The organism is Enterococcus viikkiensis (assembly GCF_005405345.1).
Taxonomy (GTDB): domain Bacteria; phylum Bacillota; class Bacilli; order Lactobacillales; family Enterococcaceae; genus Enterococcus_A; species Enterococcus_A viikkiensis.
Genome location: NZ_BJDW01000001.1, coordinates 193808 through 212417 on the forward strand (window position 1 = coordinate 193808; position 18610 = coordinate 212417).

Below are 18610 nucleotides of genomic sequence, written 5' to 3' on the forward strand. Positions count from 1 at the left end.
AATAAAGATGGACAACCGCTTTTCCTTTAAATTAATAAATCAATGCTAAAAAGTCTTCTTTGGTGATATTGCCAAAGTAATGAATCAGATCAAGTTGATCGATCACTTCAGTTAAAGCGTGCTTATCATAACGGGTACCAATCAGCTGGCCTTCCACATCTTTGATCTCGCCTAACCCGAAGAAATCACCAAAAATCTTGGCTTTTTCAATAGACCCACCAACGACATCTAAGCGTACTTCAATCGAGCCAATCGGAAAACGTTTTTGTCGTTCCAAGTTAAACTCTGGCGAACGGCCATAATTCCAATCCCAGTTTTTATAATACTCCTCAGAGATTTTATTAATTGCTTGCCAATCCTCTTCCGTCAATTCGTGAGTCTTGACTTGATCAACATTGTCTACGCCAAATATTTGTAACAGGATTGCTTGACGAAATTCTTCAGTGGTCATGGATTGCTTGTCTTGCGGTAAATAATCTTTGATATTCGTTACACGAGAACGAATCGACTTGATGCCTTTTGATTCAATCTTGTCTTTTTTCACTTTCAGCGCATTCACGACTTCATCAATATCGCTGTCAAACATCAAGGTCCCATGAGCAAACATCCTGCCGTTCGTCGAATACATCGCATTGCCGGAGAATTTTTTATCATCGATTACTAAGTCGTTACGACCTTTCAATTGAGCTCCGTCAATGCCTAATTTATGCAAGGCTTCCACGATCGGCTCCGTCAATTTCTTGAAGTCCCGGAAGGAATTCCCATCATCGGGCATGATGAAACTAAAATTCAAATTTCCTTGATCGTGATAGACGGCTCCACCACCACTTAACCGGCGGACAACATGAATCCCTTTTTCATCGACATATTCCTTATTGATTTCTTCAATTGTGTTTTGGTTGCGGCCAATAATGATTGAAGGCTCATTGATATAAAAAAGTAAAATCGGTTCGTCCAAAGGCATATTTTGTAATAAATACGTTTCAATCGCTAGATTTATTCGTGGATCACGTTCATTATCATTTGGTACGTAGAGCATTTTCCCAACTCCATTTCTATATCTCAAAAATTTTGTGCGGCGCTGCTAATTCAACGGGAATCCCCTTGCTAACAGCCGCTGCTTGTTGACGCAGTTTTTCTAAATCCCCTTGTTGAGGCAGATGGGTCAACACTAATTTTTTGACAGCTGCGTTTTTGGCGAATAATCCTGCTTCACCCGCAGTAAAATGCGCTTTATGACGTTCGTTTCCGTCAAATAAATAAGTATCCGCTAAGAACAAATCCGCATCCTGCGCGAATTCATTAAAGGATTCTAGATAGCCCGAATCGCCGGTAAAAACAAACACTTTGCCGGTTTTTTCTTCCACGAAACGCATCGCATAGCAAGGCACTGGGTGGACCGTCTTCATAAACGTAACAAGAAACGGACCAAGTTTCAATTCTTCTGCTTCGAAATAGGAATGCCCTTCAGACACCCCTTCCATCGTTAAATCATTGAAATGAAACGGATCTTCTGTATGTCCATAAATCGGTAAAATCGGTTTAGGTATTTTGGTTGGATAAAGCTGCCAATAATATTGCAGCACGCCTAAATCGGCGATGTGATCATGGTGATAGTGAGTCAGGATCACCGCGTCTAAATCCAACGGATCTAATTCCTTTTCCAACTCAACTAACGTCGAACTCCCAGCATCTAATAATAGATTGAAGCCTTCCGACTGTAATAAATAACTGGTCGTTCCGTGGCCTTCATAAGGATAAGCACCTAAGCAACCTAACACGGTTAATTTCATGCAAATTCCCCCTGCTCGATTTTTTCTTTAACTGCTTGATCATAAAAGGCCGCACTCGCTGTATTGACATAGACTACCACGAATAATAATCCCACGACTAAGGCCGCGATTCCCAAAATATACCAACCAATGAATGATAACTGCAGTAAAATGTATTTGCCCCAGCGATCTTTCAATAAGAACCACGCCCGCTTAATGGATTCACTGACACTTAAATCAGGATAATCAAATTTGACCCAAACTGCGAATCTAAAAATAATACTAATGATCGTGGTGACTAATAAAAATACCAATAATAATATGAAATATAAACCAAATAATCCAATACTCAATAAGGTGCTGACGTTCTCTGTACTGGTGACTCCCCCTGATGAAATTAAAGAGAAGTAGACGCCGCTACCGGCTTGCAACAGCATTGGAATAAAGAAGATTGCAGCTAAGGCATATTGAACGACTTGCGCAATAATATTGATTAATAGCAGCGGCACATAGTAACCCTTTTGAAAAACAACAAAGATCTGACCCAATTCAGCCCGTCCGCCGCGCACCACATATAGGCTGACATAATAAAGCGCATAGCTAAAGGCGAATAAAACGAGAATACTTAATAGGAAAGAAAAACCTAATTGCAGATTCGTATCCTGAGGCATCGTAGAGACACTGCTGATTGCTCCCGTTAACAATCCAATGATCACTACTAATCCAACATTGATCCCCCATTGACCGCTCAAACGATCCTTGGCGGTTTGACGATATTCACTCAGTTTCATTGACTCACTCCTCATCTTGATATTAATAAACTTCCTTCTGCTCACAAAAATTTGGGGTCTTAGTAATTTTTGATTTCGCTAACCGTTTCGCTATCTAAGCGAGCCACGACTTCAGTTACTAGTTTGACAGTATTTAAATAATCCTCTTCGTGGATCACTGATGTATGAGAATGTAGGTAACGAACCGGCACCGTAATCGCTAATGACGGTACCCCATCTCTAGTTAAATGCATCTGTCCCGCATCTGTTCCGCCGCCAGCAATTACCGTATATTGGAAAGGAATCGCTAATTCTTCCGCCACATCAATTACAAAATCCAATAATTTTTTGTGCGGCACCATCGAAGCATCATAGATCAAAATTTGTGGCCCCTTCCCTAAGACCGAATCTGCTTCTTTCGGTGTCATTCCTGGGGTATCACCAGCCGTCCCAGTGTCTAAGGCAAAGGCGATGTCCGGATTAACGATATGCGAACTCGTGCGAGCGCCTCGTAAACCGACTTCCTCTTGCACATCACTACCAGCAAAAAGAACATTATGATGTTCTCGCTGAGATAAGTTTTCCAACACCCGCAACGCGACCGCTGTACCGATCCGATTGTCCCAAGCCTTTGCTAATAAAAATTTGGACTCATTCATGCGCTGATATTGAATGTACGGTGTCACCATATCCCCAGGACGAATCCCCCACTCTTTGGCTTCTTCTTGACTAGAAGCCCCAATATCAATAAACATATCCTTGATCTCAAATGGTTTTTTCCGTGCTTCCGGTGTCAATACATGTGGTGGTTTTGAACCAATCACCCCATGGATGATTTTTCCTTTACGCGTTTTGATCTCGACTTGTTGGGCCAGCATAACTTGGTTCCACCAGCCACCGATCGTTTGAAACTCTAAGAAGCCTTTTTCCGTGATCTTCGTTACCATAAAGCCGACTTCATCTAAGTGTCCCGAAATAAAAACCTTTGGTCCGCCACCTGCGCCATGCTTTGCAATCACGCTGCCCAAGCCATCAAAAAAAATATCGTCCGCGAAGTCTTTAGCGTATGCCTTAAAAACCTCTCTGACTTCTTCTTCATTTCCCGCAATACCGCGAGCAGAAGTTAACTTAATCAGCAGTTCCTCTTCTTTTTTCTCCAAATCTATTCCTCCTACTTTATAAAAAAATTATTCTGCTTCAGGAATCTCCTAACTAAACAGGAGTGCTAGTTGCTTGCCCTTCTTAGCTCAGTAAGATACTCCCTTTTTCCATAGAAATAGTATACCATTGTCAAAAAAATCTGCGTAGTATGTTGTATAATCACAAGGAGGTGAGAGAATGAACCGTTTACTAGCGATTGAATTCACTATGCTGGTGATGATTGAAAATGAACAAGGTGAGATTCTGATCCAAGATCGGAAAAAGAAAGATTGGCCCGGCTGGACCTTTCCCGGCGGTCATGTTGAAAAAAACGAAGGGAGCTACGCTGCGGCTATCCGAGAAATCCAAGAAGAAACTGGATTAGCGATTCGGCCTAGACTTCAAGGGACCGCTGAATGGAATCATTTGGCAGACAAAACGCGGGAGCTGGCCTTTCTTTATCACGCAAACGTTGTGAAACAAGCGGTCTCAGAAAATCTTTTTTGGGTAGCTAAAAAAGATTTAAAGTCGGCGGCTTTAGCCGGGACTTTACACGAGTTATTGCCCATCTTTTTCGGTGAAGAGCAGCAGTATTATCGTGAAGTATAAAAAAATCCTTTTAGCGGTGTTTTCGCTAAAAGGATTTTTAAGAATACGCGATGTGATAGAATCAGCTTCTTCGGAACTAAGCCAAAATTTCTTGAAGCGGATACTATCCCAAATTTTTCTAATTTATGCTTGAACGTTTCTTGATGACCACGTGCCTTTTTCTCGCATCGTGATCAAGTGGATCACCCAAAAGGCGGCGGCAAAGGCTAACAATACCCCTGATTGAAATAAAAATTTAGTTAAAAACGTTTGATTGAAAGCGACGGTCTGCCCGATCAGATCATTGTTTTGAACAAACCAATACGTTGGCGTAAAGGCCGCTATTTTATTCACCACATCCGGTAAAAATTGGCTGGGAACAAAGACCCCAGCGATAAAACAACTCCCCATAATGAAAATATTATTGATGCCAGCAATGGCATCCTCATTTTGCAAAACACTGGTGATCATAATAGAAAAACTGATAATGGCAATGAAGAAGGCAACGGTATTCAAAACAAAGTAACCGTGTACGTGATCAAAATCTCCACGGGTCACGAACTGAACAAAGACAAGAAAGATCAGCCAGCAAACAATTGCATAGGACAAATTACCCAGCGAAATCTTCCGGGCCAATTTCCGACGCGAAATCGGTGAACAGCTATTTCGCTCACGAATCTCCTTGCGATTGAAAGCTAAATTGACTGCTGCATAGCCGCTAAAAACGGACATAAACATCCCATAGGCCAATAGACTATAAATTTGGCCAGTTACATTTTGCTTTTTCTTTTTATGATAGGTGGAATCAAACTGGACCTCTCCGTCCTTGTTTAAAGTGGTCATAGTCTTTTCCAATAGTTCTTGTTGACTAAGGGACGGCAGTTGCTTTTGATATGTCAAATAAGTGTTCAGATAATTATTAACGGTTGTATCGACTAACGATTGAGAAAAGGTCGCTGGCCGAGTCTTACTGGCTAGCGAAACCGTTTCTCCTTTCGATAATTTAGCAGAAAAATCTTTTGGAATCTCTAAAATGTATTGCACTTCATCAAAATACAAAGCATCATCCAGACTCTTCTTTGAGGTGCCTTGCAAGTCTACAAGAGTATGCTGTTTCGCTAAGTAAGTAACAAAATTTTTTTCCAAGTTAGAATCATCCTCCGAAAGGATGGCAACCTTCACTTTCGTCAATTCTTCCGCGTCCCTCGTCAGTTGTCCCGCGTAAAATAAAGTAATAATCGCCATGATGATCACACCTAGCAGCAGGCTGCCCTTATTTTTCTTTAAAATTTGCAGGATCGCCTTATAAGTGGTCATATTGCACCTTCCTCTCGAAAGAATAATTCACGATCACAAACAAAAGACCAAAGCTCGTTAGCCAAATCAGATTGGTGTAAAAGGAATCTAGGGATTGATAATAGAATAATTGATACAGACTTTCACTAATCAGATTCACGATATTGATTCGCCCCAACAGCGGAACATGAACATCAATCCAGTATTTGATCGATTGCGAACCCATCATCCCGGCTAGGAAACTCATAATCATGGAAATCGAAATACCAATCGAAATTTTTTGCTGAAAATCTAATTTCGAAAAGGCATTGCCAATTAAGGTACCAAAGGAAATTGCCGTAAAAGCTCCCAACCCGCAAACCAGTAAAATGTAATTCCAATGGTCTCCGAATTCAACTTGATAGACAAACCGATAAAACATTAGGATCAAGATCACTTGAGCAACAAAGAGGAAAAAGCTAGCGAGCATATTAGCAAAGGAAACCAGCAATTTATTTCGAGGAATCAAGCATAGCCGCATGCCTTCTGGCGATTGATTGGCTTGCTGATCATTCGCGTTCCGTAATCCCCACATAAAGCCATACATCACTGTCATCCCCACTAAAGTAAAGAAATAAAAAGATTTTAAGTTAAAATTTCCTTGTCCATTTCTATCGTGAACAAAGTTTTTTTGTTCTAACGCTTGTTCAATGGCTTGTGGCTGAGCTGTGCCTGAGGCCATTAAGTTCTCGACCTTATCCGTATTTTGTAAGTATTGATTCAATAATTCCTTTAAGACCGTTTGCTGTGTGCCGCTTTTGCTAACGAACAAGGTGATTTTTTTGGCGTCAATTTCAAAGTAACCTGAAATTTTATCATCAGACAATTGTGCTTTTGCTTCTTTTTTTGACAATTTTTTTCCTTTAAAAACTACTTCATTCTCATTTTTGACTTGCTTCAACACTGCTTCAAACTGATCCGCTTTTGACTGATCAGTGGTAACGATTCCAACCGTTGACGTTTCCAGTGAAAATATATCATCCAAGTTGCCAAAAGCTAAATTAAATAGCAGACCTAAGACGATAGGAAAAGCGAACGTCCAAAAGAGCAGACTGCGATTTCTTAGTAGCACCTTTAACCGATAAATAAATAACCGAACAAACATATTTTCACCTCTAATCCCTTAATTCTTTGCCCGTAATTTCTAAGAAAACGTCATTCAAGGTCGCTTCTTGCGTATGGATATTGGCGTACATGATCTTCTCCGCTTCAAAATAATGCAAGATCGGCAACAGCGCCTGCTTCAAGTCTTTCGTGGTAACGTGCAAATAGCTGTCATCATAGGAGACTTCTAAAATCGAAGGAACAGCTTCCACCGCTTCAACCTGTGCCTTCGTTAAACCGTGAACTTCAATAATCAATTTTTCGTTTTCTCGGACCATCTTTTTCAGTTGTTCCTTACTGCCTTCAGCAATTACTTGCCCTTGATCGATAATCACGATGTGGTTGCATAAAATTTCGACCTCTTCCATGTAATGAGTCGTATAAACGATCGTGGCCCCTTGACGATTCAGCTCCTTGATACTGTCTAAAATTTTATTGCGGCTTTGAGGATCAACCGCGACAGTCGGTTCGTCCAAGAAGATCAATTCCGGCTTATGCACGATGCCACAAGCAATATTCAAGCGTCGTTTGAGCCCGCCGCTTAACTGCTTAGGATAAAACGTGCGAAATTCTTCCAACCCAACTAACTGGATAACTTCTTCCACAGACTGCTTTCGCTGGTTTTTCTCTTGCACATATAAGCCACAAAAATAATTGATATTATCCATGACAGTCAGCTCTTCAAAAACTGCGATCTCTTGCGGTACTACGCCAATTTTTTGTTTGATTCCATATTTTTCTGGTCCCATTTCCTCGCCAAATATTTTGATTGAGCCGCGATCATAGGTCAACAACGACAACATGCAGTTGATTGTGGTAGATTTCCCACTCCCATTTGGCCCTAACAAACCTAAAATATCTCCTTTTTTAACCGTTAAATTCAAATGATTCAACGCTGTAAAATCGCCATAACGCTTCACTAAATTCTCGATTTCAATCACCACTTGAAAAACCCCCTTTTCCTTTTCCTTATACATTTACTATAATAAAATTATGAGCAAACTTACAGTGAATTTATGCCAATAATAAAATGACGACTGTATTCATTGGTAAGCAATCATCTGGAGGATTAAAAAATTTTTTTATTTTCGGAAACTAATACTTTACTACGAGCAGGTACAGAAATTGAAGCCTTTAACTAACTATTAGGTAGATTTTTTCTTGGGGGAAGTACGTAATCGAGGTACTGCGGATTTTCAGCAAGGCTTTCACACAAATGATCATTTATTTTTTGATTCTTATCCTGTTGGACAGCTCAGCTTTGTTGCCGCCGAAATGGTTAGGACAGACAGCCGGCGTATTCCCGCTCTTGATTTTGAGTTTTTCTGGCCAACCTTACTTGTTTTTCTGCCGGTAAAGCTGCGAATTGTTTGGTGGAACGAGAGTACTTGGAACTGGGTATTAATTGCCCTAATTGTTCCGTTCTTTCGTAGTAAAGTACCAAATCGTTGGAATCAGGAACAAGAACGAACCTTACTCATGATCTTAAAAGAAGCCTTAGCCAATGTGATGAAACACGGCAACACGTCACCAAAATCGGCGGGCAATTACACATCACACAAGCACCGAATAATTTTTATGAGCCTTGTCATCTTACCGAAAAATGTGCACCTTTTCTGCGCTGCCCGCCCTTAAGTGAACATCCCGGTTTTTACTTGTAAATAAGGAGGAAGACTACGATTCGCCTTGTCGTTGTTGACGATGCTCTGCTTGTGACGGAATCATTAAAACTATTTTAGAAGTATCAGCGGAAATTCAGGTAATCGGAACAGGCCATTCGGCTTCAGAAGCCGTTACCTTAAATAGCACTAAAAATAGACGTCAATCTGTTGAGATTGACGTCTATTTTTATTTAATATCTAGCGGGTTAGTCTGTTGCCATTCATGACTTAGAAAATACGTATTGTTCATGACGTAATTTTCTTTGATCGGTTTGCGATCTTTTAAGAATGGCGCAATTTTTTTATCTGCCGCTAGCCAACCATTCCAACCTAGGTGAATCGTGTCTTGCATAAAGTAAGGCGTGTCCCCTTGATCGGTGTAGTCAGCAATGTTGTTAAAGCCTTGGGAAGTCAATTGGTATTTGATCTTATCCGAAAACTGCTGCAACATTTCTTGAGAAAGCCCTGTGTATTTCGCCCAGCGGCCATTCACTGGCGGAATAATAAAGAGACAGTCGGCATGTTCTTTAGATAATTGATCTAAGGCCAATTGAAAATCAGAGAATTCAGGGGAATAACGATAATCCCAATTTTTTTGCGAATCAGCAAAAAGATTCATATGCGGTTTGATCCGTTTTTGATAAAAGTGTTTTTGGATGCCGAATTCATTTCCTTGCGTTGCCCGCTCTCCTAATCGATCAGCCAAACTGCTCAACTCACTATGCTTGTATTCAGTTGGCAAGGTTTTGACATTTTTATCGATTGCCTCTTGCTTACTTACCATGCCGACAGTACTGAACAATTCATCTTCGCGTTCCAGCATATTCAATTTCAAGCGACTGAACCTCACATCCGTCTTGTCCGGTAACTTGCCATCCTTGACTGCGGCCAGCATTCGATCTAAGTGTTCATCTTTTCTTACTACGCCATAGTCCGTCAAGCGCTGAGCCAAATAGCGGTCACTGGCTTGAACCTTCTTTAAATGGAGCAACCAGCTCAAGGTTTGTTCTGGGGAATAGTAGGCATCAAAGTAATCACGTTTGATACCATCTTTAACAAACCATTGCGGAGAAATGATAAAGACCGCCTTACGATCTTTCAATTCACTGCCTAATGACTGCATCATCATGAATTGGGTTAAAGACTGTGTGCCAGGCGCCCCCATCAAAAAGGGCGTATAGCCACGATCATATTTTTCAGCCAGGACTGATGGATGGAACGGGCTAATTCGACTCAACTCAGAAGAACCAAAAAACGGCACATACTTATCGGTACTTAAAGCTTCCTTTGTAATACTGTTTCCTCGTAAGACATTTCCCGCCATCGAACTTGAGGCAGCCTTGATCAGTTTTGGATCATTGCTGTCGATCTTGAATGGTGAAAAAAACAGAAGAACCAATAGGACCGCCGCCAAAAGGATCGGGCCAAAGATACCGAAGAGTTTCTTTTTCATTAAGCTTCTAAAGCCTTCACTTGTTGAATAATTTTATTTGGTGTATTCCATTGAGCGCGGTCGAACTCAGATACAGGAACTTGAACGCCTAATTGCCCTTCGATTTCCACTAATAATTGAACGGTTGCCAACGAATCCATCAACCCTTCTTCAAATAAATCGACATCTGGATTGTCTCTTACTTCATCTGTTCCTGTAATATCTTCTAAAATACTGAATAATGTGTCTTCCATATTCCTCACTCCATTTCATTTTTTTAAGTAAATCTCTTTTAACGCATCAAAAAGTTATGAAAGAATAACTTGTCTAAAAAACCTGAGAAGATTAAAAAACTCAAGCAGACGGCGTTGAAGGTCAAGAAGACCGCCAATGCGTGGGTAAATTTATTCGATGGCAACTGTTTCTTGTGTTTCTTTTTGAAACGTAGCCAAGCATCCGTCAAACAAATCAAGGTCGCATGATAAATCCCATAGACAATGTAATACCATGTCAAGCCGTGCCAGATACCCATGATCAAAAACAACGCGAAATAACCAACATTTGAAGCCACGATCCGGCTCTTAAAGGTTTTCTTTTTGATCAAGGTAAACATTAAACGCATGTAAATATAATCACGGAACCAGAAGGAAAGCGTCATGTGCCAACGATTCCAGAATTCTTTGATGTTCCACGATAAGAACGGTTTATTAAAGTTCGGCGGCGTCTCGTAACCCATCAGCTTACTTGTTCCTACCGCAAATAGACTATACCCAGCAAAATCGAAGAACAAATACATGCTGTACACATACATATAGGCAACTAAGCCCCAAGAAATTCCACCATGCTGCATCGCTATCCGGTCAACAACCGGTAAAAGAACTTGGCCAAAAAAATACCCGATGATGAATTTATATAAAAAGCCAACGAAAATATTATGAATCCCTGAGCCTAACAAATCGATATATTTTTCCGGTGCAGGTGGCTCATTCAAATCCTTTTCAAAACGACGATAGCGATCAATCGGCCCTGATGAGATCGTTGGGAAGAACAACAGAAACTTGATGTAATTCAAAGGACGGTATTCTTTGATCATACCGTCTCGCATCTCCATAATGATCTGAACCGATTTAAACGTCAGATACGAGATACCTAGAAAGCCTAAGATAGAATTTTGTCCATCCATAAAAGGTGTCACTTTAACAAAAATCAACGGAACAATACTTAAAAAGACCGCTAAATAAAAGATATTCGCTTGATTTTTATTTTTGCGGTATTGGTGATATCCCCAAACCAAAATACTTTGGAAGATGACATAAACAATCAATGCAATTCCTTGACGGTAATCTTTTCCGCCAAAGGAAATATACAAAAAGAATACGGTGATCAAAGATTGGTACCAACCGATCCGTTTACCACGAAGCAATAAACTTACGATCAGTGGCAACAACGCAACCATTAAAATAATAAAGTAAATCGGTGACGCATAAGGCACCATATGAGGAATATACATTAACGATTCACCTCATTAATCAGCCGCTTACGATCAATCTTGCCATTGGCTGTCCGGGGCAATTGATCCACATAAACAAATTTTTGCGGAACCATATAGTCCATCACGCCTTCAGCCAACTCTTCTTTAATTGCCTTCGTCAATTGATAGGCTTTTTCAAAGTCATTGTCATTGGCAACGACATAGGCCACTAGCTGTTGGACTTTGTGGTCTTGATATTTTGGTACTACTGTTGCCTGCTTCACGTAAGAAACATGTTCCAAATGATGATCGATATCTTCTAATTCAATTCGGAAACCGTGGAGCTTCACTTGAAAATCGATCCGTCCTTCATAAAGCAATAACCCATCTGCTTGCAAACGACCTGCATCGCCGGTGTGATAAGCCGGCACGCCGTCAATTTCAAAAAAGGCCGCCGCAGTTTTTTCTGGATTATGCAAATAGCCTTTTGACACGCTAGGACCTTTGATGACGATCTCGCCAGCTTCACCCGGTGCTGCAAGGTGATCTTCATCGTAAATTAAAACCTCTGTATCTTTTTTGACATAGCCAATCGGTACACGATCATATTGATCCAATACTTCAGAAGTAACTTCGATCAAGGTCATCGCCACCGTTGCTTCAGTCGGTCCATACGTATTAAAAATTTTGGCGTTGGGGAAGCGTCTGAGTAATTCTTCTGCTGTTTTACGCGTTAATTCTTCGCCGCAAAATTGGAAAATTTTTAATGAAGGAACATGTTCGCCATCGAAGGTTTTCTCCATCAAACAAATATCCATGAAAGAAGGCGTGGAGACCCAAATTTCCAAGTCTAAGCTTGGTAAAAAACTAAAGAGCTTTTTAAAATCATTGATGACGGCTTTTTCCATTGGGATCAAGGTACCACCGCTACATAGCGCAGGATAAACGCTCATCACGGATAGATCAAAGGAATAGGGCGCTTGAGATAAGAAACGCATTCCTTGCTGAATACCGAAAGCTTGCAGATCCCAATTCGCAAAGCTCAATAAATTATCATGACTGATCTGCACCCCTTTTGGTACACCCGTCGTACCAGAAGTGAAGATAATATAAAACGTCTCCTCCTCCTTCACTGGCTGCAATTCGGTTTGTGCTTGTTCTGTTTTAAAAATTTTGGTCAATTCAATTGGCGTGACAACGGGGATCTCCGTTGCCAGTTCCTCAGGCCACGGCAACACACTTAAAACTAAAGCAGGCTGCGCGACTTCTAAAATCAATTGGATACGATCCAGGGGTGTGTTCGATTCGATTGGGATATAGGCATGTCCGCTTTTGGCTGCCCCTATGAAACTAGTAATCATTTCAAACTCTAGCTCACCAAAAACAACGATTGGTGTTTTGGCTGCGGTTTGTCTTGCTAAATACTGCGCTAAGTTATCCGACCACTGCTGCAATAATTGATAAGAATAGCTGGCTGTTTCAGATTGGTAGGCTAACGCCTCTGGTTGATCGATCGCCCATTGATCAATCGTCGTAATGATATTTTTCATAACTATCCCTCCGTTCGGGTTCAGGCGAAATTGTGCTGTTGAAACTAGAATTCATTGTAGATAAAGTTACCGCCTTGGATACTCTTGTAATGGTATAAATAAATTAAGATCAGCACGACTGCAAAATAGAAAATCGTCTTGCCGATAAAACTCAACCAATAATGAGTTGTCGGACGGCTCAAAAATGCCTTCATTAAATCGCCCTCTCTGTTTTCTTTTGTAGCTTATTTTATTATAGGACGATCAAGATAATCTTCCACGTATTCAACTTACATTATCCAGTTTCAAACGAACAGTTTTGTCACATCGGTTATTTAAATACAAAAAAAGCCGCGGCACCTGCATGTCGCGGCAAAAAAAGATAAAGAAAAGTTGAATCCTTACTTTATTCTCTTACTATTACAAATTAGAGCCAAGATTTGATCATTGATCTAGCTGACGAAGAGCTAAAAGACTGGTAAAACAAATTTAGAGCAATCTTTTTTGATAGGCACTGGAGAATAAATAGAACCCCCCATAGACTATCAGCATCAACCCGCAAAATAAGTAAACAAAGCCATAATCTGCGTTCTGAGCAATATGAGAAATAACCGAAATGGCTAAAACACTATGGATCAATGCCAATAAAGCTGGGATAAAGAACGCCACTCGATTTTCTCGATTGATCTCTTGATAAATCGTCTGATTAGGAATCCCCATTTGTTGCAATAAACGATACTGCTTACGTTTTCGATTAAACTCTGACAAGCGTCGTAACGTTACCGTGCTGGCTGTCGTAATAATAAACGTCGTCGTTACAAATGTTACCACGAACAAAACCAACCCAAGGCTACTACGAGTCCTGCGATAAGTCTCTTGATAAGAAGTATACTCCGAACGATAGATCGTTGTGTCGGATTTTTTACTGCCGGCTCCGTGATTAATATCTCCCATTAGCTGATGATTCTTCCAGCTAAGATCATAGTGGATCGGAAAATCCCAATCTCCTTTGACATTTTTTTGGATCAACTGGTTCAACTTATTTTCATTTTTGGGATGGACATCGATCGCCTCAATCGTATAAGAAATGCCCTCAGTTTCATGGAATAATTGATCCGAAACAACAATCATCCCCGTACCATAGCGCAGATTAATATCACCAAAAAAATTTGGGTGACTAGCTTGAACACTTAATTTCTTATCCTTTAAATAAATCCGATTGCTATAGCGCGTATAGTCGTTCAAATAGCGCTGATAAGAACTTAATACCACGGTAGACTTGTCAGATTTCAATTGAATGTCTCGCAATGTAGGATTCATTTTTTGAAAGGCCCGATAATCTGAGATGGAAACCATATCCATGACTTCCGGCTGGGTATTCATCCCTTCTCCTGAAATTTCTACATTTTGTTTCGCCGGCACCGCTTTAAAATGAATGGATTGTCGTTGGTAAGGTTCGACACTTTCCAACTTAGGTGCTAGCTTCTGATAGCTTTCCCGCGTAATCAATAACGAAGCCGGAGCGATTTCATCAACAGAACGCATTTCTATCGAAGCCAAAGCTGCCATGCCGCCAAGTATTGCTAGAGCTAAACCTAAGGAAACGGTGATTGATCCTAAAAAGCGCCATTCGCTGAATAACCGTAGCTGCCACTCACTGCGTGACAACATACCTAGATTTTTATCAAGACGCTTCGGATGAAAGGAATTGTACCAACGTAAAGTAAAAGCGAAAAAGAGATAACTACCGACCGCACATAACAGAAAAATAATACTCATCAATAGAAAATTCCCTTGGACCAAACCAAGCTGATCGCTTAGCTTCGGAGCAATCGAAATATACGTTAGGGCCAATCCCCAGCCCATTAGTAAAAGCAAGCCACCAATTACAGCCATAACCTTTTGCCATAAAGAAAGCTTCATTGCCTGAATGTTTCGCAGCCGAGCCTTTTTGACATGGCTGAACTTATAACCAGATACTAACCACAAAATCTGCAAACAAACAACGGCCAAAATAAACAATACTACGAGTCCAGTCGCCAGAATCGCATCACTAGAGAAAAAGAAATGGACTTTCAGTGGCAGATCCATCGCTTTAACCAAGATCATGCTAAAGAGTTTTGAAAATAGAATACCTAGGCCAATCCCAATCCCGAAGGAAAACACACCCATGAATAAAAGCTCTAAAATAAACCACAGACAAATTTGATAATAACTCAGTCCATATAAATGAAAGATACTAATATCCTTGCGGCGATTTTCAATAAAGAAACGGTTGGTATTCGCCATAAAAAATAAAAGAATCAACACCACCGCAAAACTGCCGACCCCTAAAACACCAACTAATTGGGTATTTTTCCCAACACCGCGAATCAAAGGCTGTTCATAAGTCATCGCTGTAAAAGAATAATAAACCATCACTGAAAAAATCAAGCTAAAGAATAGCAATAAATAATTGAATAATTGCTTTTTAAAGCCTCGCCAAACTAACCTAATTAGCATTGGCCTTGCCTCCTCCGCCGATCGTCGCCTGCATATCAATCACTTTCTCAAAAAAATCCTTACGGGTTGAACGCCGAACAATCTCAGAGAAAAAGCGCCCATCCTTAATGAACAGCACACGATTGCAATAGCTAGCTGTATAAGGATCATGAGTGACCATCAAGATTGTCGTCTCCTCATGAAGGTTCACCTCATCCAAGTAATTCAAAAACTCAGTCGCTGCTTTAGAATCCAAAGAGCCGGTGGGTTCATCAGCAAATAAAATCATTGGACGAGTGATCAAGGCCCGTGCTGCTGCAGTCCGTTGCTGTTGACCAGTAGAAAGTTCTTCTGGGAAACGTTCTAAGATACCGTCAATATTTAAAATTTTTGCTAGATGATCCACTCGTTTCGCAATCTCTTCATAGGAAAGCTTGCTAACTGCTAAAGGCAAAATAATATTGTCTCGTACTGACAAACTGTCAATCAGATTAAACTCTTGAAAAATAAATCCCAGATTTTTTCGACGAAAATCTGTCAACCGATTCTCCCGCATTTGCGTGATGTCAGCGTCGTCGATCTTCACACTTCCCATCGTGGGTAGCAAAATCGTTGACAGGATGTTCATTAACGTCGTCTTGCCAGCGCCACTAGGACCCATGATTCCGACAAATTCCCCCTTTTCTACGGAGAAATTAAGATCATTCAAGACCGTTACTTTATTATTGCGAGTGCCATAGCTTTTACTTAAATGCTGCACATCGATTATTTTCTGCATTGCTTGATCCTCCTGTCAAACCGATTTCTTTTCAAAATTAAGCAGCTATTTCTAATATCCAAATTTTTTCCTTTATGGTATCATATTTAGGTTGGTTTTTTACGTAAAACGACTGTCTGACAGCTTACATTTTTTTCACATTCAAAGCAAATATTTTTAAGTTATTTTAACATAGCTACAAAGCACGTCCTCATCAGCTTTCATACACTTTTACATAAAGGAACACACTATATATAGTGTGTTCTTCTTGCATTACCCGAAAAAGCCCCAATATATCGTTGCATGCTAAATCAAAATGCTATATTATTAATAGTGAGATCTAGAAGAAATGGAGTGTTTGTTATGATGGAAATCCATACAAAAGACTCGTTGCTTAACGAGTTTCAATCGTCATTAAAAAATATTAAAGTCGTAAAACGCGATGGACGTCACGTTTCCTTTGATGACCAAAAAATTTATGATGCATTGATTAAAGCTGAAACAAAAATAAAAGGTTCAATTGACCCTTTAGCTCACGAGCGCATCCAATCAATCGTCGAACGCGTAGATGCTGAAATTTCTGAGCGTTTTAACAGCGACATTAAAATTTATGAAATCCAAAACATCGTAGAACATATTCTATTAGAACATAACGAATACGAGTTAGCCGAAGAATATATCAATTATCGGACTCATCGTGATTTCCAGCGTAGCAAAGCCACTGACATTAACTTTACCATCGAAAAATTAATCAATAAAGACCAAACCGTCGTAAATGAAAATGCCAATAAAGACAGCGATGTCTTCAATACTCAACGGGATTTAACGGCTGGAATCGTGGGTAAATCCATCGGTTTAAAAATGTTGCCGGCCCATGTGGCGAATGCACACCAAAAGGGCGAAATTCATTACCATGATTTGGATTATCATCCCTATACACCAATGACGAACTGCTGTTTAATCGACTTTAAAGGGATGTTAAACGACGGTTTTAAAATCGGTAATGCCGAAGTAGAAAGTCCTAAATCAATCCAAACGGCGACCGCACAAATTTCACAAATCATTGCCAATGTAGCTTCAAGTCAATATGGTGGCTGTTCAGCCGATCGGACAGATGAATTGTTAGCTCCCTTCGCACGTTTAAATTATCAAAAACATTTAAAAGACGCCGAAGAATGGATCGATAGTCCAGAAAAACAAAAAGCTTTTGCAAAACAAAAAACACGTAAAGATATTTATGACGCGATGCAAAGCTTAGAATACGAGATCAATACACTGTTTACTTCAAACGGACAAACCCCTTTTACTTCATTAGGCTTCGGGCTTGGAACAGATTGGTTTGAACGTGAGATTCAAAAAGCAATCTTACAAATTCGGATCGAAGGTTTAGGCAGCGAAAAACGCACGGCGATTTTCCCTAAATTGATTTTCACCCTGCGTCGTGGAACTAACTTGGAACCAACTGATCCAAACTATGACATTAAAGAATTGGCGTTAGAATGTGCAACAAAGCGGATGTATCCAGATATCCTGAACTACGATAAATTAATTGAGTTGACGGGTAGCTTCAAAGTGCCGATGGGCTGCCGCTCCTTCTTACAAGGCTGGAAAAATGAACAAGGCGAAGAAATCAATGCAGGCCGTATGAATCTTGGGGTCGTTACATTAAATTTACCACGAATCGCCTTAGAATCAGCCGGTAACAAAGAAAAATTCTGGACATTATTAGAGGAACGTTTGCAAATCGCTAAAGACGCGCTTGTTTTCCGGATTGATCGTTGTAAAGAAGCCACACCGGCGAACGCACCGATCTTGTATCAATACGGTGCATTCGGCAAACGTTTGAAACGAACAGATGCTGTCAACGAATTATTCAAAAATAAACGTGCAACGATTTCTTTAGGCTATATTGGTCTTTATGAAGTGGCTAGTGTCTTTTACGGCGGCGAATGGGAAGGCAATCCTGAAGCGAAGAATTTCACCTTAGATATTATGAAAGATCTAAAAGAACATGCAGATGCTTGGGGCAATGAGTACGGCTATCACTTCAGTGTCTACTCAACACCAAGTGAAAGCTTGACGGATCGTTTCTGTCGTTTAGATACAGAGCGCTTCGGTGTCATTGAGAACATCACGGATAAGGACTATTACACGAATAGTTTCCATTATGATGTGCGGAAAAACCCAACGCCGTTTGAAAAATTAGATTTTGAAAAAGACTATCCTAAATATTGTTCTGGCGGCTTCATCCACTATTGTGAATACCCAGTCTTGCAACAAAATCCAAAATCTTTGGAAGCCGTTTGGGACTATGGCTATGATCGCATCGCCTATTTAGGAACCAACACGCCAATCGATCACTGCTACGAATGTGGCTTCGAAGGGGACTTCAAACCAACCAAACGCGGTTTTGAATGTCCAGAATGCGGCAACCATGATCCAAAAACTTGTGACGTAGTTAAACGGACTTGCGGTTACCTAGGCAATCCGCAAGCACGCCCAATGGTTCACGGCCGCCATGAAGAAATCGCCTCACGCGTCAAACATATGAAATAGAAACTGGAAATACG

At 40.5% G+C, this 18610-nt stretch carries 17 protein-coding genes; 3 read left to right on the forward strand and 14 right to left on the reverse strand.

Annotated features, from left to right (window positions below; all coding sequences use genetic code 11):
* Window positions 1–31: 31 nt before the first annotated feature.
* The 4 genes from lplA to FFM67_RS00930 are packed head-to-tail and all read right to left on the reverse strand — an operon-like array spanning window position 32 to window position 3702.
* Window positions 32–1039: a lipoate--protein ligase gene (gene lplA / locus FFM67_RS00915; RefSeq protein ID WP_137612797.1), complete on the reverse strand. Its 1008-nt coding sequence runs from the start codon at window positions 1037–1039 to the stop codon at window positions 32–34.
* A gap of 16 nt (window positions 1040–1055) precedes the next feature.
* The gene (locus FFM67_RS00920) at window positions 1056–1793 is read right to left on the reverse strand and encodes an MBL fold metallo-hydrolase (protein WP_137612798.1); all 738 of its coding nucleotides are present in this window, start codon (window positions 1791–1793) and stop codon (window positions 1056–1058) included.
* Window positions 1790–2563, reverse strand: a complete 774-nt coding sequence (locus FFM67_RS00925) for a DUF975 family protein (RefSeq protein WP_137612799.1) — start codon at window positions 2561–2563, stop codon at window positions 1790–1792. Before FFM67_RS00925 ends, FFM67_RS00920 begins: the two co-directional genes overlap by 4 nt.
* Before the next feature lie 59 nt (window positions 2564–2622).
* Complete coding sequence (locus tag FFM67_RS00930) at window positions 2623–3702, reverse strand: M42 family metallopeptidase (protein WP_137612800.1); 1080 nt, start codon at window positions 3700–3702, stop codon at window positions 2623–2625.
* A gap of 178 nt (window positions 3703–3880) precedes the next feature.
* On the opposite strand from FFM67_RS00930, the gene FFM67_RS00935 reads away from it, so the two are divergent.
* Window positions 3881–4291 carry an NUDIX domain-containing protein gene (locus FFM67_RS00935; RefSeq protein WP_137612801.1) on the forward strand — a complete coding sequence of 137 codons (411 nt, stop codon included), beginning with the start codon at window positions 3881–3883 and terminating at the stop codon, window positions 4289–4291.
* Window positions 4292–4414: 123 nt separating this feature from the next.
* On the opposite strand, the gene FFM67_RS00940 is transcribed toward FFM67_RS00935, so the two are convergent.
* From FFM67_RS00940 to FFM67_RS00950, 3 genes are read right to left on the reverse strand one after another with little or no spacing between them, the layout of a single operon-like run.
* Complete coding sequence (locus FFM67_RS00940; protein WP_137612802.1) at window positions 4415–5587, reverse strand: ABC transporter permease; 1173 nt, start codon at window positions 5585–5587, stop codon at window positions 4415–4417.
* On the reverse strand, window positions 5574–6710 hold the full coding sequence (locus tag FFM67_RS00945) for an ABC transporter permease (protein WP_137612803.1): 1137 nt from the start codon (window positions 6708–6710) through the stop codon (window positions 5574–5576). The genes FFM67_RS00940 and FFM67_RS00945 overlap by 14 nt, the downstream gene beginning before the upstream one ends.
* 10 nt (window positions 6711–6720) lie before the next feature.
* Complete coding sequence (locus FFM67_RS00950; protein ID WP_137612804.1) at window positions 6721–7653, reverse strand: ABC transporter ATP-binding protein; 933 nt, start codon at window positions 7651–7653, stop codon at window positions 6721–6723.
* Window positions 7654–7870: 217 nt separating this feature from the next.
* Between FFM67_RS00950 and FFM67_RS00955 the strand changes: the two genes are divergently transcribed.
* Window positions 7871–8344: a hypothetical protein gene (locus tag FFM67_RS00955; RefSeq protein ID WP_137612805.1), complete on the forward strand. Its 474-nt coding sequence runs from the start codon at window positions 7871–7873 to the stop codon at window positions 8342–8344.
* A 213-nt stretch (window positions 8345–8557) separates the two neighbouring features.
* Here FFM67_RS00955 and dltD read toward each other — a convergent pair whose 3' ends face one another.
* The 7 genes from dltD to FFM67_RS00995 form a co-directional block, all read right to left on the reverse strand.
* The gene (gene dltD, locus FFM67_RS00965; protein ID WP_137612806.1) at window positions 8558–9823 is read right to left on the reverse strand and encodes a D-alanyl-lipoteichoic acid biosynthesis protein DltD; all 1266 of its coding nucleotides are present in this window, start codon (window positions 9821–9823) and stop codon (window positions 8558–8560) included.
* A complete protein-coding gene (dltC, locus tag FFM67_RS00970; RefSeq protein ID WP_137612807.1) occupies window positions 9823–10056 on the reverse strand; it encodes a D-alanine--poly(phosphoribitol) ligase subunit DltC in 234 nt (77 codons plus the stop codon). The genes dltD and dltC overlap by 1 nt, the downstream gene beginning before the upstream one ends.
* A gap of 38 nt (window positions 10057–10094) precedes the next feature.
* Window positions 10095–11312: a D-alanyl-lipoteichoic acid biosynthesis protein DltB gene (gene dltB, locus FFM67_RS00975; protein WP_137612808.1), complete on the reverse strand. Its 1218-nt coding sequence runs from the start codon at window positions 11310–11312 to the stop codon at window positions 10095–10097.
* A complete protein-coding gene (gene dltA, locus FFM67_RS00980; RefSeq protein WP_137612809.1) occupies window positions 11312–12823 on the reverse strand; it encodes a D-alanine--poly(phosphoribitol) ligase subunit DltA in 1512 nt (503 codons plus the stop codon). The genes dltB and dltA overlap by 1 nt, the downstream gene beginning before the upstream one ends.
* Window positions 12824–12867: 44 nt before the next feature.
* On the reverse strand, window positions 12868–13017 hold the full coding sequence (locus FFM67_RS00985) for a teichoic acid D-Ala incorporation-associated protein DltX (RefSeq protein ID WP_137612810.1): 150 nt from the start codon (window positions 13015–13017) through the stop codon (window positions 12868–12870).
* Window positions 13018–13291: 274 nt separating this feature from the next.
* Window positions 13292–15304, reverse strand: coding sequence for an FtsX-like permease family protein (locus FFM67_RS00990; protein WP_137612811.1), 2013 nt, complete (start codon window positions 15302–15304; stop codon window positions 13292–13294).
* On the reverse strand, window positions 15294–16061 hold the full coding sequence (locus FFM67_RS00995; RefSeq protein WP_137612812.1) for an ABC transporter ATP-binding protein: 768 nt from the start codon (window positions 16059–16061) through the stop codon (window positions 15294–15296). The genes FFM67_RS00990 and FFM67_RS00995 overlap by 11 nt, the downstream gene beginning before the upstream one ends.
* A 342-nt stretch (window positions 16062–16403) precedes the next feature.
* Here FFM67_RS00995 and nrdD point away from each other — a divergent pair, with 342 nt between their 5' ends.
* Window positions 16404–18596, forward strand: coding sequence for an anaerobic ribonucleoside-triphosphate reductase (gene nrdD / locus FFM67_RS01000; protein ID WP_137612813.1), 2193 nt, complete (start codon window positions 16404–16406; stop codon window positions 18594–18596).
* Window positions 18597–18610: the final 14 nt, after the last annotated feature.

Bases quoted from the DNA above. Each gene is read 5' to 3' on its own strand.
- lplA (WP_137612797.1), bottom strand. From the start codon at position 1,039: ATGCTCTACGTACCAAATGATAATGAACGTGATCCACGAATAAATCTA.
- FFM67_RS00920 (WP_137612798.1), bottom strand. From the start codon at position 1,793: ATGAAATTAACCGTGTTAGGTTGCTTAGGTGCTTATCCTTATGAAGGC.
- FFM67_RS00925 (WP_137612799.1), bottom strand. From the start codon at position 2,563: ATGAAACTGAGTGAATATCGTCAAACCGCCAAGGATCGTTTGAGCGGT.
- FFM67_RS00935 (WP_137612801.1), top strand. From the start codon at position 3,881: ATGAACCGTTTACTAGCGATTGAATTCACTATGCTGGTGATGATTGAA.
- FFM67_RS00940 (WP_137612802.1), bottom strand. From the start codon at position 5,587: ATGACCACTTATAAGGCGATCCTGCAAATTTTAAAGAAAAATAAGGGC.
- FFM67_RS00945 (WP_137612803.1), bottom strand. From the start codon at position 6,710: ATGTTTGTTCGGTTATTTATTTATCGGTTAAAGGTGCTACTAAGAAAT.
- dltD (WP_137612806.1), bottom strand. From the start codon at position 9,823: ATGAAAAAGAAACTCTTCGGTATCTTTGGCCCGATCCTTTTGGCGGCG.
- dltC (WP_137612807.1), bottom strand. From the start codon at position 10,056: ATGGAAGACACATTATTCAGTATTTTAGAAGATATTACAGGAACAGAT.
- dltB (WP_137612808.1), bottom strand. From the start codon at position 11,312: ATGTATATTCCTCATATGGTGCCTTATGCGTCACCGATTTACTTTATT.
- dltA (WP_137612809.1), bottom strand. From the start codon at position 12,823: ATGAAAAATATCATTACGACGATTGATCAATGGGCGATCGATCAACCA.
- FFM67_RS00985 (WP_137612810.1), bottom strand. From the start codon at position 13,017: ATGAAGGCATTTTTGAGCCGTCCGACAACTCATTATTGGTTGAGTTTT.
- FFM67_RS00990 (WP_137612811.1), bottom strand. From the start codon at position 15,304: ATGCTAATTAGGTTAGTTTGGCGAGGCTTTAAAAAGCAATTATTCAAT.
- FFM67_RS00995 (WP_137612812.1), bottom strand. From the start codon at position 16,061: ATGCAGAAAATAATCGATGTGCAGCATTTAAGTAAAAGCTATGGCACT.
- nrdD (WP_137612813.1), top strand. From the start codon at position 16,404: ATGATGGAAATCCATACAAAAGACTCGTTGCTTAACGAGTTTCAATCG.